Here is a 16,997-nt window from a genome sequence, read left to right as displayed (position 1 = left end):
ACCACTTAAAACAAGGTAAATTAAAATCTAATTCATTGATTTATAAACATCTTGCAGAGACTCTGAATCGAATTGCAGCAATAGAGAGTCAATAATGCATTCTTCAAGTTGACAGAGAGTTGGGTGGGAAAACAGTTGATGAATAGATAATTCAACATCAAATGTTTGTTTTATTTGCGACTGTAGCTGTAGCACTAACAGAGAATGACCACCTAGCTCAAAGAAGTTGTCATAGCGACTAACCCGATCCAGCCCCAATAATGTTTGCCAAATGGCGGCCAACTGCGTTTCGGTTTCGCTTTCTGGAGCCGCATATTCACGACTTGACAGAGCTGCGTGATCGGGAGCAGGCAGAGCTTTGCGATCGAGTTTGCCATTTGGCGAGAGAGGAAACGCCTCCATCATCACAAAGGCAGTCGGTATCATGTAATCGGCGAGAGTGCGGCTTAATTGCTCACGCAGTTGAGAAATGCTTGGTGTGCTATCCTGATTTGGGATCAAATAGGCAACCAGTCGTTTGTCATGGGGTCCATTGTCACGGGCAACCACCACCGCTTCACGAATGCCCGCACACTGGATCAGGCAGGTTTCAATTTCACCCAGCTCAATACGCAATCCGCGAATTTTGACTTGAAAGTCGTTGCGTCCCAGATAGGCGATACTGCCATCCGGTAGCCAACGTCCCAGATCGCCAGTTTTATACAGACGAGCATCAGAATCGGCATTGAATGGGTCGTTAATAAAACGCTCAGCGGTCAATTCAGGCAGGTTTAAATAACCACGGGCGACACCCACTCCGCCGATATAAATTTCCCCCGCCATACCCATTGGAACGGGTTCTCCGTAGGTATCGAGAATATAGATTTTGATATTGGCAATAGGCTGTCCAATCGGCACTTGCCCGATATAGCGATCCGGAACACATTGCCAGGCCGTGACATCAATGGCTGCCTCCGTCGGTCCATATAAATTATGCAGTGCACTGTGAGGCAAGTGCGACAGACAGTGTTGTTGCAAGGCATAAGGCAGCGCTTCCCCACTGCATAAAATTTGGCGTAGGGAAGGGCAGCGCCCGGCTGGAATGTAATGAAGAAAACTTTGCAACATGGAGGGCACAAAGTGGATCGTCGTGATATGACGGCGTTCTATCTCTTCCAATAAATAGTGTGGTTCTTTGTGACCGCCGGGGCGAGCCATCACTAATTGGGCACCAGACATCAGAGGAAGGAAGAACTCCCAGACGGAAACATCAAAACTAAACGGCGTTTTCTGTAAGATGCGATCTTGCGGGGTTAATTGATAAGTCTCTTGTGCCCAGAGCAAACGGTTAACCACACCGCGGTGCTCATTCATTACCCCTTTGGGTAGTCCGGTTGAGCCAGAGGTATAGAGGACATAGGCCAGGTGACGCGATGTTAGCCCTAAATGAGAAGATTCTAAGTTATCATCATCCTGGCGGGCAATATTGGCCTGAACGGTGGAATTATCTAAAAACCAGACAGGAATTTCGGTTATGGGCAGTTGCTCTTGCAAGCCATGATGGGTTAGCAGGATCACAGGTTCACTGTCTGACAGGATATAAGCGAGCCTGTCTGTGGGATATTCCGGATCGAGTGGCACATAAGCAGCCCCTGCTTTTAAAATCCCCAACAGACTAATGACCATATCCAAACTACGTTCCATGCAAACGGCGACGCGATCATCGGGATGAATTCCCGTTGCGACAAGGGCATGAGCTAGCTGGTTAGCCCGCTGATTCAATTCCATATAACTGAGTTGCGTATTCTCATATAGCAGTGCAATGGCAGTTGGGTTGTGTGCTGCTTGTTGCTCAATAAATTGATGGATTAAGGCGTGTTGCGGGAAGGGTTTATCCGTATTGTTAAAATCATGAAGGACTTGCTGACGTGCCTGTTCATCCATCAATGGCAAACGATCAATTGTCTGTTGTTCGTCGTTTACCATCGCTTCCAGCAGAGTCAAAAGGTTTTGCATAAGCTGGGAGATGAATGCTGCATCAAATATTGCAGTGTCGTAATAAAAGGTATAACCAATATGCTCACCGGATTCTAAGACATTTATCATCAATGGTACGGGAACATCGGCATAGAGAGGATATGAGAAAGACCGCAACTCTGCATTTCCCCACTGTACTGTGACATCGTCATCTTCCGCCATCCAGAGGGTGGTTAGATCACCAGTATATCTGGCTTTTTGGAATATCATGACTGTCTGGAAAACGGGATGAACTTCTGCATTGCGTTGCAGTTTCAGTTGTTCCAGTACCTTGGTGAACGGATATTTCTGGTTTTCAATACCTTGCCGGATGGTTTTAGTCGCTTGTGTGATATGTTCTTGCACTGTCATATCACTGTTTATCTGGCAGCGCAAAGCAACCGGATTGATAAATTCACCAACTAATTTCCCCCAACGAGCACGGCCTCTTCCCGGCAAGATAGAACCGATAATGACGTCATCCACTTCGGTATAACGGCTCAGAAGAATTTGGTAGGCAGCCAGAAAAACAGCAAACAGGCTGTTATCATATTTTAGGGCCAGTGCTTGCAGCTTGTGTGTCAGTGATTTGTTAATGATTTTCTTGAACGATATTTTTCCTGTGGCGGGCAGGGTGCTGTTTTTAGGTGGCCATTGCGAGACAGCTAGATCACCCGCTAATGTGTTTTGCCAGAATTGTTGTTGCTTTTTAGCGCGGGCGCTTTTTAGCCATTGTTGTTGCCATTCCACATAATTGTGGAAACGCTTTTCTGGTGCGGGTTCCAGGGATTTTGCAGAAAGCAAAGCATCAAGTTCATCTAACAGCATCCAATAAGACCAGCCATCAACGGCCAGATGATCAAAAGTCAAGACCATGACACTTTCTTGTTGATTGCGCTGATACCAGCTGGCATAAACCCGCAACGGATGGGCTAGATCAAACATATGCCAGCAATCGTCTTGAACACGCTGTTTAAGCGTTTCTTCACTAAGATATTGGGCATCATGTATTGTAAGTGTGATTTTAGCGCTGTCTGCGATGCAATAACCTAATTCGCCGTGGTATAGTCCGAAACTTGCCCGCAACATCGGATGTCTTTGTACCAATTTATTGAGAGCTTCTTCTAAACGCTTAGCCGTTAATCCTTTAATGTGAGCACAAAATGCACTATTATTTTGACCGCGTTTGTCAGGGTCAATTTGATATTGAAACCAGCGGCTGCGTTGAGCTTCTGATAAAGGGAATGATTTCAATTTTTCAGGGTAATTCATTCTATAGCTCCCTTTTATGGGTACATTAAAAATAAAAACATGAGAACTGATAAAACAAAAAATCACACTTGGGCTTAAACAATAAAAATAGCTGACCATTCTAATAAAAAAGAACAGTCTTATTTTTTATATTTATTTAATCCCTTCTTGCTGATGAGAAAGTTATGTTTATTACAAAATTAGATAATTTTACATTAAATAATTCTATTACACATTTCTAATAATATTTTTCTAATGTGTCTAATTTTATTATAGGTATTATGTGATAAATTTTATTGCCATTGGTGATTTTTTTGTTCACTTTGTTGCTCAAGCTTTTGGGGTATATAACGTGAAATAAGAGCCTATTTTATTAGGCTCTTTGTTGTAATCTTTATTTCATTTTATTGAATATAATGGTCCTTATGATCAACTTCTTTAATATGACCATCTTCTAATTTAATAATGCGGTCAGCCATATTAAAGTAAGCATCATCATGGCTAATAACCAGGACAGTTTTACCTCTGGCTTTTAATTCTGGCAGCAGCTCAGTATAGAATAAGCGTTTAAACACGGGATCTTGGTCGGCTGCCCACTCATCAAACAGATAAATAGGACGATCTTCCAGGTAAGCTGAAACTAAAGCCAGTCGTTTCCGTTGACCAGCGGAAAGATTTGTGGTGGAAAATCCGCCATCAACAATTTTAACTTTGTGTGCCATATTTAACGCTTCAATATAATGTGTTGCTTTTTCGGTGACATTCGCATCGCTATTGAGTAACTGCTCAAATAGATGGTAATCAGAAAAAACGGCAGCAAAATGTTGACGATAATGTTCATTATTCGCTGGTGTTACTTGCACACCATTTAATGAGAGAGTACCGGATTCTTGCTCAAACAGGCCAACAAGCAACATGGCGAGCGTTGTTTTCCCACTACCATTCCCACCGACGATAAAAACAATGTCGCCTTGCGATATTTTTAAACTTAATGGGCCAAGTGCAAACTGGCGATCATCTTTATCCGTGGTGTAATGGTGGACAACATCTTTCAGTTCAATCTCGATTGATTGTTGCTTGTTAAATGGGTTGATGCCTTCAACTTGTACCGATAGGGCTTCTTCCAGTTGGCTGTCAAGACGACGCATTTTATTCAATGAAACTTCCGCCTCTCTCAGCTCTGGAATGGCGCCAATAACTTCACTAATTGGGCCGGATAAGAAGAGAACAAGTAGCGATACAGTCACTAATGTTGATGGTTCTTGGGGAAGCCAAATCGGGACAACGAAAATAATGATACCAATCATGACATAAAATGTCACAGAACTGGCATTAATCACCCAGGCATAGCTGGAGTTCGCTTTAATACAGATCTCCTGAAATACTTTGGCGGCAGGCGCAATCACTTTATTAATGAAAAGATTTCCTTTTTGTTTATTGAGTTGCAGCTCTTTACTGCCATCAATCAGGCTTTGGAAATTAAGGTATATTTTATCTATTTGATCACGCATATCTGTCATTAATTGTAATGGATATTTTTCCCACAGATAAAACACATACATACCGATAAGGCTGAGTGCCGCTAAAATGAGAAACAATTGCCAGGACATCCAGGCTAAATAACCAAAACAGGCTATGATTAGGGTGATATTACCAAAAACAGAGGGGGCTAACATAAAGGAGTGTACAAAAACATCGACGTCTTTGGTTAAAACCGCCAATAAACCGTGCCGCCCAAGTTTATGCAGTTTTTTGAGTGGTGCCCGCAAAATTTTATCACTTAAACTTAGACGTAATGAAAAAACTGTGGATTGAGCTAAATGCGATAATGTAATTTCTGACACGGTTTTAGTAATAAAAAAAATAAAACAGATGCCAAAAAAGCTCCAAAGAAATGTAATCAGGTTAATCTCTTCTGTTACTCCTTGACTGATCATCCCGACTATCGAAGCACCGGCAAACCCACTAATTAATGCGCTTATTGTCGATACCAACAGTAATACCCAAGATTGACGATATAAATAAGCTATTAGAGTCATAAAAAACAAGCCATTGTCGAAGGTTATAATTAATATGAAAATTCATATATCTGCTTACTCAATCCACTATGGTTATTTTTTTCTTATAAAACTGCAAGCGTGATTTATGGCATGGCAATATTAATAAATATAATTCTCAATGTTAATGGTAACTATTTGTGATTATATAGATGGGTTATTTGAATGATGATAAGAAGTATTGGAGTCTAGAAGAAGAGCTTGGTTTTTGGGCTGGGAAAAGAGAAGGAATGGCATTGCTATTAACAGGCAAAAGAGAATCAAGAGGATAAACATCACGTTTTTTTGTAAATGGGAATTAGTTAAGGATTATAGATCGGGATATTGTTAACATTTTCTTCACTATATCGTCCTGATGATGAAATTATATTTGCTATCAAATTTTAATTTCGGCATGCTTTTTTTAATCTAATGACTAATTATATTTTTTTAATCTAATGACTAATTATAAATGTGAAACATGAAACGATTTTATTAATTAAAATTAATTTTCATTGATTTACTTTTAATGATGTTAATTTATAGTTACCAATGATAACGAAAATATAATTTCATAACTTGATTATTTAATCATAAAAACATTCCTTTTAGATTGGGATGAATTAAGTAAATAGTATGTGTCCATTATTTAATAAAGGTAATTTAAATCATGACAAAATTTAAGAAATCTAAAATTTTCACAAAAACGCTAGTAAGTTCTTTTATTTCTTTTGCAAGTATAACAGCTTTTGCTAATCCAATAATCCCAGATAATTCACAAACACAAGTCCAAAATGTTAACAATGTACCTGTTGTCAATATAGCTAATCCAAATGGTGCTGGAGTTTCTCATAATCTTTATAAAGAGTTTAACGTAGAAACTCGTGGAGCTGTTTTAAATAACTCTATAAATGGAGTAAACTCTCAGCTAGCGGGTTATTTAAATAAAAATCCCAACTTGAGTAATTCTGCTAAGGTTATTATTAATGAAGTAGTTGGTGGTAATCAATCTCAACTTTTAGGGAAACTAGAAGTAGCTGGTAATAAAGCTAATGTATTAATATCTAACCAAAACGGCATTGTAATTAACGGAGCCAGTTTTGTTAATTCAGATAGTATAAGTTTAAATACCGGTAAAGTTACTCTAAGACCAGATGGAGCATTACAAGGTACTAAGGTAGCTAATGGTAAAATTACTATTGGTGAAAGAGGATTAGATGCCACTGGTGCAAATTCGGTTGCTCTTATAAGTAGAGCTCTTGAATTGAATGGTAAAATTAATGCGAAAAGTCTTTTTATACAAACAGGTGGTAATGAAACAGATTACAAAAACAAACCTCAGTTTGCAATTGATACTAAAGCTCTAGGTGGTATGTATGCTAATAACATTCAGATATCCTCTACTGAAAATGGACTTGGTATTAATCTAGGTAATTTACAAAGTGTTGGAAATAATGACATTGGCATTTCCATAATATCTAGTGGTCCGGTACGATTTATTAGCGATATCAAGAGTAAAAAACATATCTCATCCTTTGCTCCTCAACATTTTACTCAAAATAATGTACAGATCACATCTAGTGAAGGGCTAATTTTTATACAAGATGGAAATCCCTACGGCACTATATTTAATAAATAAATAAGCAGAAAAAGTCCACCAAATTAAGTGGGCTTTTTCGATAAACATCCTTATAAATTTCATTTGGTTAGGATTATGTCAGCTTTATGTAAAAATTTACTCTACATAATTCTAATTTTTCAAAAAATCAGAATAAGATCATAAAGCAAATGACAATCAAAAAAATTATCAAACTCTTCCTCTATACAATTCTAATATTTTCTTCGAAAACTATAGCTGTACCTTATAACTTATCTAATATTAACCCCGTAGATCAAGAAATTCTTAAACAAAAACAAAAAAATATATTAAGTGATTCTCAGAAACAGCAAGACCTAGGTTCAGATCTTAAAGTAGTTAAATCAAAAGAATCTCCTATTTTAAGTAATAATCTACCTTGTCAAATAATTACTAGTATCTCTATTAATAACGCCTTACATTTTCCAAAATCAAATCAAGAAAATTTAATAAAGAAAAATATTTTCAAGTGTATGACATCTAAAGATATTTCTTCTTTAATTGATGAAATATCCACTTATTATATGGAAAGAGGTTTTATTACTTCAAGAGCTTTTTTAAGGCAGCAAGATGTATTTGATATACGTGAAGGTAATCTTGTCATCACAGTTGTTGAAGGCAAGATTAATAGAATAACTATTGATAATGAAGAACCTTTAGAATTAAAAATGGTTTTTCCCAATATAAAAGAAAAAATACTTAATTTAAGAGATATTGAACAAGGGTTAGATCAATTAAATAGATTACAATCTTATCAAGTTAAAATAGATATCAGACCTTCTGATAAAGTAGGGTATTCTGATATTGTATTAGAAAAAATTTCATCTAGATTACCTTTAAATATAGGTTTGGGTTTAGATAACAGCGGACAAAAAAGTAAAGGTAGAGATCAGCTTAATGTTTCTTTACAGTTAGATAATGTATTACGCTTAGCTGATTCTTGGTCATTTTACGGTAATAAAGATATTGATTTCAAAGGTAATCATAAAACTTGGTACATTTCTTCAAATATAAGTATTCCTTATGGTTATTGGTTATTTAATTACCAATATTCAAAAAACGAATCATATCAAGACATCCCTATAAATTATTTCGGGGCATTACGTTATATAGGTAAAGGTCGGTCACATTCTGTATCAGCAAATAGAACTTTATATAGAGATGGGAAACAAAAGTTAGGTTTGAATGCCGGTTTTACTTCCCGTAAAACTGAAAATATTCTAGGAGATTATAAATTATCTAGTGGAGCAAATTTAAATACTTTATATCTGGGTTTTAATTACAGCTCTGCTTTATTAGGAGGATATTTTAGATTTAATCCTACAATAACCAAAGGGTTATCTACATTAGGGGCTACTAAAGATGATAATTTTAAAAATACACCTAAAAGTAAATTTCATAAATTTAGTGGTAGTCTAAGTTATTACAAACCTTTAACTAACGACATTTATTATTTTACTTCTGCTTATGGGCAATATAGTTTAAAGAATCTTTATTCTAGTGAAAGATTGTCTATAGGGGGGGTGTATTCGGTCAGAGGATTTAAAGAACGATATATTACAGGAAATTCTGGAGGATATTGGAGAAACGAACTTAATTGGAAAATGATAACTATTCCAAAATTGGGTGAATTTTCTTTGAACGGTTCATTGGATACTGGCTGGCTTAAAGAAGAAATAGCTAAATCTTCAGAAGGAGGTAATTTAACAGGAACTTCATTAGGGTTAACTCTAAATAATAGTATAAGTAATTATTCAATTACAATTGGAAAACCTCTAAATTATCCTAAATATCTTAAACCGGATAATTTAGTTATATATTGGTCTGCTTCAATTAATTTCTAATTACATAAGGAAATAGCTATATGACTATCAAATTTAAGTTGGTTATACTAAGTTTTTTTATATCTTTAGTAACTGCAAATTCAGCTTTCGCAGATGGAGTAATTCCTAATGATTCCAAAACACAAGTTCAAAACATTAACAATATACCCGTTGTTAATATATCCGCTCCTAATCTTTCAAGAGTATCGCGCAACATTTACAAAGAATTTAATGTTGGAGAGCAGGGATTAGTACTAAATAATGCAATGGAACAGGTAACTTCTGAATTAGTAGGTCAGTTAGATAAAAATCCTAATTTTAGAACACTACCAGCAGGCGTAATTATAAATGAAGTAGTTGGGGGTAATCAATCTCAACTTTTAGGAAAACTAGAAGTGGCTGGAATCCCAGCCACTGTAATGATAGCTAACCCCAATGGTGTTATGATTAACGGGCTTAGTTTTAATAATATACATGAAGCTAATATTAGTACTGGGATTTTCGATTTTGATAGGAAACGGAATCCGATTGCATTAAAGGTAACTAAAGGTGAAATTATTATTGGCGAAAATGGTATAGATAGTACTAATGTTAACTATCTTAATATGTTTGGTAGATCTTTCAAAATTCATGGTGATATTGAAGCAGATTTTGTTGGTATCAATGCTGGAGGTGTTTTGGTTGATATGAAAAAACTTGCTTATAATGCAATTGAAGGAGAAGGAGTTAAGCCTGAATTTTCAATAGACACTAGTGATCTTGGCGGTATATATGCTAATAGAATTATGGTAAAAATTACTGAAAGAGGAGCTGGTGTTAATTTTAATGATTTAGATGGTAAAAATCAACTTACTATAGATGCCGTTAATAGTAATAACGTTAATATCAAAGGACTTCTTAGGGGAGATATGATTAATATAAGAACTCCTCAATTTACTCATAAAGGCATAAAATATCAATGGTCAGATAATGGTGGTTGGGTTCAAGTAGGGCTATAAAATTTAATGTTTCAAGTTAGATTAAAGAAACCCATTTATTTCAAATGGGTTTCAATTGTAAAAATCAACTTATATAGAAGGAAGGATTAAATAACTGAAATAATACACTATTAATTGATATAAGTAACCCGATATTAATTGTAAGAAACGGATAAAATATGCATGCACATATTTATTAGTTATACTTCTCAGTTTTTAAAGGTTGTTTATTAAAAATTGAGATTATAAGATACTATAATGGAAAAATTATGAAAAAATCTGATAATCCCAATCAATATTCAAATATACTCTGCTATCTGCTTATATACTTAATAGGTATATACCCTCTCAATTCAGCTTTTGCAAATCCAGTAGTTCCCAATAATTCTCAAACTCAAGTTGATATACTTGATGATGTACCAGTTATTAATATAGCTAAACCTAATAATGCTGGTGTCTCTTACAATACTTATAAAAATTTTAATGTTGAAGAGCAAGGTTTGATATTAAATAATTCATTGGGACAAGTAACTTCTGAAATAATAGGGGATTTAGATAAAAACCCTAATTTTACAAATAAAACTGCAAAATTAATTATCAATGAAGTAACGAATGGAAACCAATCTCAACTTAAGGGTATATTAGAAATAGCTGGTGATAAAGCCGCTGTAATGATATCTAATCCTAATGGAATTACTTGTGATGGCTGCGGATTTTTTAACCTATCTAATGCAACATTAACTACCGGTAAACCTACTCTAAATAGTGAAGGATTTTTAGATACTTTAAAAGTAAATAAAGGGAAAATTAATATTAATGGCGAAGGTTTAGATGGTAGTTTAGGTGAATTAAGTTCTATCGACATCATTAGTAGAGCTTTAGAATTAAATGGTAAAATTCAAGCAAAGCCAACTAATCTAACCATAATTCAAGGTACTAATCAAATAAATTACCAAAATGGTATGTTAATTGGTAATATTAAAGGTGAAGGAAATTCACCAAGGTTAGCAGTAGATACTAAAACCTTGGGTGGTATGTATGCTAATAAAATAAATATATTAGCTACCGAAGATGGTGTTGGTGTTAATTTAAATGATTTACGGAGTATTCAAGGAGACATTACTATAAATGTTAATGGTGATGTAAGCCTTGTGAGTGAATTCAACAATGATAAAACTAAGAGTAGAAATATTTTAGCTAAAACAGATTTAAATATAGGGGCTAATAATATTATTATAGGTTCTTTAGATAAAAGAACCGCTAAGGATAATGAAAAAATTTCTCCTAGACTTGAATCAGTAAGTGCTGGAGGTAGCATTACTTTAGCAAGTAAAAATAAAATTGAAAATAATATTCAACTAACATCTGGAAACGATTTAAGATTATTAGGACGTGTCATTACAAACGGAAATGAGCGTGATTTCAATGATTTTAGTAGCTCTCCTTCAATTTCAGCCGGAAATAACTTATGGATTCAAAAAAACGTTCGGGGAGATAAATCTGATCTAGTTAAAAATATCGGGGCTAGAATTACCACTAATAGTGGAGATCTAATAGTTAGAACTAAATGTTTAGAAAATAAAGCAATATCTAAATTTGATAGGTTAACAGACTATAATGATGCTTTTTCTAAAAATAAAGGTTTTGAATTGGCATTTTCTAGAGAAGGGCTTCATTCATGGGGTAATTCTTATATTTATGCTGATATATTGAATAGTACTAGTAATGTTTCCTCTAAAAAAGATTTAATTCTTACTGGACAAGACTTAAATCATTCTTATATCAACGGCTTGTATTATGAACCTAATCCTTATTTAAAAATAACCCCCCAGATAAAAGCAGAAAATAATTTGGTGGTAGATTTTAATAAGTCAGTTAATATAAATACTGTACAGCTTGATGATGCTTATTTTAGGACGGATGATCAATATGCATACAGAATGAATAATGCTAATGACGATTCAATTTCTGTTGAAGGTAATAACGTTGTATTGAAAGCTAATGAAATCAATGTTCATGGTGCGATAAAAGCTAATAACGATCTTAAATTTATTGCAAATACTGATATAAATGCAATAAAAAGTGAATTAAGGGCAGAAAACGAAGTATCCCTTATAGCAGGTAATAACATTGATCTTAGAAGACTTAAACTATATGCAAAATCTGCTAATTTAATTGCTAAAGAGGGGAATGTTAAAGTTTATGGTATCAGTGATGAAGATTCTATGGTTAAATCTTATACTGATTTGCCTTATGCGATAGCTGGTTTTATCGGTACTTTACAAGATTTAATTGTTTCAGCTGGAAAAAATATTACTTTTGAGAATACTAAACTTATTGGTAAAACCCAAAATATAATATTTTCTGCAAATGAAGATATTACTATTGAAAACAATGATAAAGAACTTAAAAATTACATCATGAGCCCAGCTCATGAACAGATATCAAAACAAATTCTTAAAGAACCTTTTGATCTTAGAAGCCCGATTCTTGCTAAAAATCTTTCAATGACTGCGGGTAAAAATCTGGTTTTGGCTGGTGTGCAGATAAATTGTTTAGGGGGCTTAGCAAATAATTGTGGCGGTAATAATGATTTAGTAAAAGTAGATGCAGCTGATAGTGTTAATTTAAATGCCGGGAAAGGCATTGCAATAGGTTTGAAAAAGTTTAATCAAAGATATGCTTTTGATTGGGGTAATGTAGAAGACTTAACTACATTTATTAATTCTGGAAATATAGCGATAAATTCTGGCGGACTTCTCGTACTACAAGCAGCTCAAATTAACTCTAAGGGAAGTACTTCATTATTAGCTGGAAATCATTTAGTATCTGTTGCTAAAGATTATGGTAGAGGAGATCCAGATTCAAATTATTTTCTTGATGCTAATTTAATAACGTCTATTAAAAGTGATAAAGATCTTGCTTTGGTAGCTAATGGAGATATTTCAACCCAAGGCACTGATTTGATATCTGGAAGAAATCTTACTGTAACTTCGGGAAATAATATTAGTTTCGATTCCATTCTTAATAGAAAATATTCTATGAAAGATGATAATTATGAGCATGTAACTCATAAAGGAACAACTTTAGGAGCTAATGGTTTATTAACGATAACTTCAGAAGGAAGTATTTTATTCAAAGCTACTAAATTAGCTGTTGAAGGTTTAAGAAATCTTGCAGATATTTCAAATGGTTCTCTAAGAGAAGCTATGGCTTCTGGTACTATGGATATAGCTGCTAAAGGCGGATATTTATATGCTCAGGCTTTAGATGAAACTGTATATTATGAATCAACCGCCACAAAACGAAACTGGTGGGGAAAGAAAAAAGAAATCAAAGAAATTAATCGAACAACGACTCCAGTAGTGACTGAGTTTTCGGCCTCTACAGGTTATATCAATATTCTAAGTAGAGATGATAGTACTTTTGAAGCCAGTAAAATTGAGGCTGGTAAAAATACTAATTTAACTAGTTTAAAAGGAAAAATTAATTTTAAAGCTGTAGAAGCTAATAAATTTAAACAAACCATTACAGTGTCTAAGGGTTTTTTCATTAAACAAAACGATCAAGGCTATCAAGAAAATAAATGGATTTTACCTCAAGTTAATGTAGGAGGAACACTTACAGTTAATGCAGCTCAAGGCATTACATCCGATATTAAAGCCAAAAATGATCAAATTTTAGAAGATGCCGTTACTTTACTAAGTACTGAGCCGGGCATGTCTTGGATCAAAGATATTAATAAACGTAGCGATGTTCAATGGAGCAAAGTCCAAGATGCCTACACTGAATGGAATCAAACTAATAAACATTTAAATCCTGTTGTTGGGGCAGTCATTGCAGTCGTTGTTGCGGCAGTAACTGCGGGATATGCAGCTCCAGCAGCAGCTTCATTAGCGGGTGGTAGTGCAGCAGCGCAAGGGGCAATCACTGCGGGTATGGCGGCTGCAGCCAGTAAAGCAGCAGTTTCAGTAGTTGAAAATGAGGGTAACCTTTCTAAGGTCTTTAAAGACCTGGGTAATAGTGACACAGTTAAATCTGTAGTCACTTCAATGGTAGTTGGGGGAGCATTAGCTGGTTTCGATTCTGCAATGGGCTGGACTAAGGCCGCCGGAGGTGCTGATAAAGCTAAGTTACCCTTACTAACTAAAACTGATTGGATTAAAACTGCTCAACGAGTTGCTGGACAAACTTTAATTAAGTCAAGCTTGAATACAGCAATTAGTGGGAAGAGTTTTAAAGATAATTTTAAAACCGCCTTGTTATCTACTGTTGCTGACCAGTTGCATGCAGAAGGGGCTAATTTAGTTGCAGAAAATACTCCTACTTTAGGAATACCTGGAAAATTAATTAGTCACGCTGCAATTTCTGCTTTAGCGGCTGAAATAGGAGGTAATGATTCTAAAGCTGCCGCGGCTGGAGCACTAGCTGCTGAAATTGCAGTTTTATCTTTAGGTGATAATTTTTACAAAGATACGACTAGCGGTTTAATTAAAACTAAAATAGTTGGAGGTATTGCAGGAGGGCTTGTTTCAGGAACCGCAGAAGGTGTTCATAGTGGAGCTCATGCTGGTGAAATAGCTATTGAATTTAATTCATTATCTGGAGATAAAGCTAGAAAGGCGCTTGAAGCAGATACAAACTATGTAAAAGCTCTAGTTCGTGAAAAGATGGGCGAGAATGTAGCATCCTCAATGGTTAATGGTGTATTAATTTTCTTGTCTGAAACAGGTAATCTGGGAATTGCTGGACTAGATACTGCATTTGATGCGGCAGCAGCCTTAGTAACTTGTGCAACTGGAAATAATTATTGTGATAGAGCAAGAAGTGATTTGTCTAAAAAGGATCAAGCTGTTGCAAATGCATTTGACTCTATTAGAAATGGTTATGCATGGGAAGGTATTAAATCAACGGTAGCAAAAGCAGCCCAAGGTGATCAAAAATCTTTAGAGAATGTGGCAGCATTTTTAACAGGGGCTAAAATACCTTTAGGTGTATTACGAGGAGAGGGAATTCTTAATAAAGTAGCTGTGAAATCTATCATACTAAAAGATGGTTCCGGTGGTTACTGGAATGCATTAAATGATATGGTAGAAAAAGCTAGGGCACGTCAACACCAAATGTTAAAAGATAATGTAGGATATAATATGAATCCCATAAGTGCAGATAGAAGTTATTCTGAAATAGGAAGGTATGGTACTTTTATTACCGACAAACAAGGTGCCCTTAAATATTTCAATGGAGTGGAAAGTGGGGAAGTTACTCAGGGCAACCGCATGAATGCTCAAATATCACCCAAATTATGAAATCCTGCTTGTAATACTTGTTCCAGAAATTGAGTTTTCATCCAGGCTCGCATGCGTTTCTTTCTTATACTTAATTTGCTGCCTTCTTGTTTCAACATATTCAATGCAATTCGCCTCAGGATCGCGATATTTTCCGCGGCATTTTCTCGATAAATCTGACAATCATCTTCGTGAAAAGTCGCATCCAAGACCCAATGGAGATTATTCTCAATACACCAATGGTGGCGAACGGCCTGAGCGAAGATTTCTTCTGTCAATGTCGCTGAGCTGATGTAATAGCGATACTCAAGACTCGGCGATTGCCCTTTTTCTTGCCGGTAACCGATGGCAACACCGAGGGTTTTTAATTCCGGCCACGCGGGGAATTCCGCCCTGAGTGTATCGGCGCTGATAACATGACTCTCCCTGATTTCAATGCGTCCATGGGCTTGTTCTAACGAGACTTTTTCTCTTACCGAAGGCACAATACGCTGGGCTTCCAATGCCTTTTGAACCGCCCTGTGGAGATGTTTTTGGTTATCTTTGACACTGAACAAATAATCCGCTCCGGCATCAAGGAGTTCCTGAGCTATCTGGGTTTGACACCCCATGGCATCAATAGAAACCAGCGCCCCTTTTAGGTCTAACAATTTAATCAGCTCGGGGATGGCCATGATTTCATTGGACTTCTTTTGTGTCCGAATCTGGCCCATTACCAGTTTGTTCGTGGTGGCATAAGCGCTCACCAGATGGAGGGGGGAAAAGCGTTCTTCAGGCGAATAAGAACCCCGTAATACTTTACCGTCGATGGCCACTAATTCGCCTTGGGTGAGTTCATGAACTGAACGCATCCAGTTGATAAAACAGTGGTTAAACTGTTCCGGATTAATACGCGAAATAATGCGGGCAAACGTATCATCAACAGGGACACCGTCTTTGAACATGCCTTGCTTCAGGAACCAGTCATGATGCCCTTCGGTATATTCCTGAATATCATTCCAGCCTTCTGCGCCAGCAATCACGGCACACAGTGACGCAAACAGGATGTCAAATAAAGGATAGGCGATTTTCGCACTCTGACGAGGGTCTTGGATCGCGGAAAAGTGCAGGGTAAAGTTCTCAAGGCACATGGTATAGGTTTTCACTCTCAAAAGAGAGTATAAGATCACAGTGTTTTATTCGAAGCAACCTATTTCATTTTTGGCTAAAAAACATTCGTGATCTTGCCCTGGGAAGTTACTATTTCTAAAGCTGTTGCCAAACAAATAGAAGAAGAGATGGGTTTAGTAGCTGATTCATTACTGAAAGGATTTAATATTCGTAAAATTGAAGGTATACGTGATATGAATCCTCATAGTCCTACAGATCTTATAGGTAATAAAAATTTTCTCGGGCTTGGTCAACACTTACCAGGAGGAGCTCCTGAAATGGTGATAAACTCAATTCCAACCTCAACTACACCCATATTAAAGGTAAATGTACAATGAGCAGATATCCTGAAAATTCAATTATTGTTGAAGATATATCTACTGATACTTTGAGGATTATGGTTACAAAAAATGGAGATAGTTTGGTTAACAAGATGAAATTATTAGGTTTTTTTCTAATAACTGATGAAATCAGAGAATACTATAAGGATAATGATAGATATTATATAGATCCCTTTGCAAATTTTATGAAACTATCAGTAGATACGGAAGAAGAAAAAATAAAAATAATTAAATCATTAATCAAAGAAGACGCTCTCTTTTCATGTGGTCGTAGTTGGTCCCCTGAAGAAGTCATGGATTATTACAAAAATGATAAAAAACTTATATCGGAAAAATACAAAACTATACATTGGTATGGCTCGGAAAAGTATTATATTAGAGAAATAGAATAACATTTATTCATAACTGAATACCACCTCCTGCGGAGGTGGTCAGCAGCAAATTGGCTCTGCCAATAATGCTACTCATGGGAAAATCCGAACTGTTATCCCCATAACAGAGAAG

Annotated in this window: 9 protein-coding genes; 6 read left to right on the top strand and 3 right to left on the bottom strand. The window is 35.9% G+C overall.

From position 1 onward, the window contains the following. Window positions 1-27: 27 nt before the first annotated feature. On the bottom strand, window positions 28-3,267 hold the full coding sequence (locus IQ209_RS15425; protein ID WP_193852125.1) for a non-ribosomal peptide synthetase: 3,240 nt from the start codon (window positions 3,265-3,267) through the stop codon (window positions 28-30). A gap of 383 nt (window positions 3,268-3,650) precedes the next feature. Beyond that, complete coding sequence (locus IQ209_RS15420) at window positions 3,651-5,285, bottom strand: cyclic peptide export ABC transporter (RefSeq protein WP_193852124.1); 1,635 nt, start codon at window positions 5,283-5,285, stop codon at window positions 3,651-3,653. A gap of 667 nt (window positions 5,286-5,952) precedes the next feature. Between IQ209_RS15420 and IQ209_RS15415 the strand changes: the two genes are divergently transcribed. The 4 genes from IQ209_RS15415 (at window position 5,953) to IQ209_RS15400 (ending at window position 15,024) form a co-directional block, all read left to right on the top strand. After that, window positions 5,953-6,921, top strand: a complete 969-nt coding sequence (locus tag IQ209_RS15415) for a filamentous hemagglutinin N-terminal domain-containing protein (protein WP_193852123.1) — start codon at window positions 5,953-5,955, stop codon at window positions 6,919-6,921. A gap of 149 nt (window positions 6,922-7,070) precedes the next feature. Then, complete coding sequence (locus IQ209_RS15410; RefSeq protein WP_193852122.1) at window positions 7,071-8,762, top strand: ShlB/FhaC/HecB family hemolysin secretion/activation protein; 1,692 nt, start codon at window positions 7,071-7,073, stop codon at window positions 8,760-8,762. A gap of 20 nt (window positions 8,763-8,782) precedes the next feature. Continuing rightward, entirely contained in the window at window positions 8,783-9,739 is a 957-nt protein-coding gene (locus IQ209_RS15405; protein ID WP_193852121.1) for a filamentous hemagglutinin N-terminal domain-containing protein, read from the top strand. 248 nt (window positions 9,740-9,987) lie between these two features. Then, window positions 9,988-15,024: a DUF637 domain-containing protein gene (locus IQ209_RS15400; RefSeq protein ID WP_193852120.1), complete on the top strand. Its 5,037-nt coding sequence runs from the start codon at window positions 9,988-9,990 to the stop codon at window positions 15,022-15,024. On the opposite strand, the gene IQ209_RS15395 is transcribed toward IQ209_RS15400, so the two are convergent. Beyond that, window positions 15,003-16,133: an ISAs1 family transposase gene (locus tag IQ209_RS15395; RefSeq protein ID WP_193852119.1), complete on the bottom strand. Its 1,131-nt coding sequence runs from the start codon at window positions 16,131-16,133 to the stop codon at window positions 15,003-15,005. The two genes, IQ209_RS15400 and IQ209_RS15395, sit on opposite strands and share 22 nt — an antisense overlap. 87 nt (window positions 16,134-16,220) lie before the next feature. On the opposite strand from IQ209_RS15395, the gene IQ209_RS15390 reads away from it, so the two are divergent. Then, window positions 16,221-16,490, top strand: a complete 270-nt coding sequence (locus tag IQ209_RS15390) for a hypothetical protein (protein WP_193852118.1) — start codon at window positions 16,221-16,223, stop codon at window positions 16,488-16,490. Then, entirely contained in the window at window positions 16,487-16,885 is a 399-nt protein-coding gene (locus IQ209_RS15385) for a hypothetical protein (protein WP_193852117.1), read from the top strand. The genes IQ209_RS15390 and IQ209_RS15385 overlap by 4 nt, the downstream gene beginning before the upstream one ends. Window positions 16,886-16,997: the final 112 nt, after the last annotated feature.

Source organism: Xenorhabdus sp. BG5 (assembly GCF_015163665.1).
In the GTDB taxonomy this organism is placed as follows: Bacteria; Pseudomonadota; Gammaproteobacteria; order Enterobacterales; family Enterobacteriaceae; genus Xenorhabdus.
This window is presented reverse-complemented; position numbering and strand designations above follow the sequence as displayed.

Bases quoted from the DNA above. Each gene is read 5' to 3' on its own strand.
- IQ209_RS15410 (WP_193852122.1), top strand. From the start codon at position 7,071: ATGACAATCAAAAAAATTATCAAACTCTTCCTCTATACAATTCTAATA.
- IQ209_RS15420 (WP_193852124.1), bottom strand. From the start codon at position 5,285: ATGACTCTAATAGCTTATTTATATCGTCAATCTTGGGTATTACTGTTG.
- IQ209_RS15425 (WP_193852125.1), bottom strand. From the start codon at position 3,267: ATGAATTACCCTGAAAAATTGAAATCATTCCCTTTATCAGAAGCTCAA.
- IQ209_RS15415 (WP_193852123.1), top strand. From the start codon at position 5,953: ATGACAAAATTTAAGAAATCTAAAATTTTCACAAAAACGCTAGTAAGT.
- IQ209_RS15400 (WP_193852120.1), top strand. From the start codon at position 9,988: ATGAAAAAATCTGATAATCCCAATCAATATTCAAATATACTCTGCTAT.
- IQ209_RS15405 (WP_193852121.1), top strand. From the start codon at position 8,783: ATGACTATCAAATTTAAGTTGGTTATACTAAGTTTTTTTATATCTTTA.
- IQ209_RS15395 (WP_193852119.1), bottom strand. From the start codon at position 16,133: ATGTGCCTTGAGAACTTTACCCTGCACTTTTCCGCGATCCAAGACCCT.
- IQ209_RS15385 (WP_193852117.1), top strand. From the start codon at position 16,487: ATGAGCAGATATCCTGAAAATTCAATTATTGTTGAAGATATATCTACT.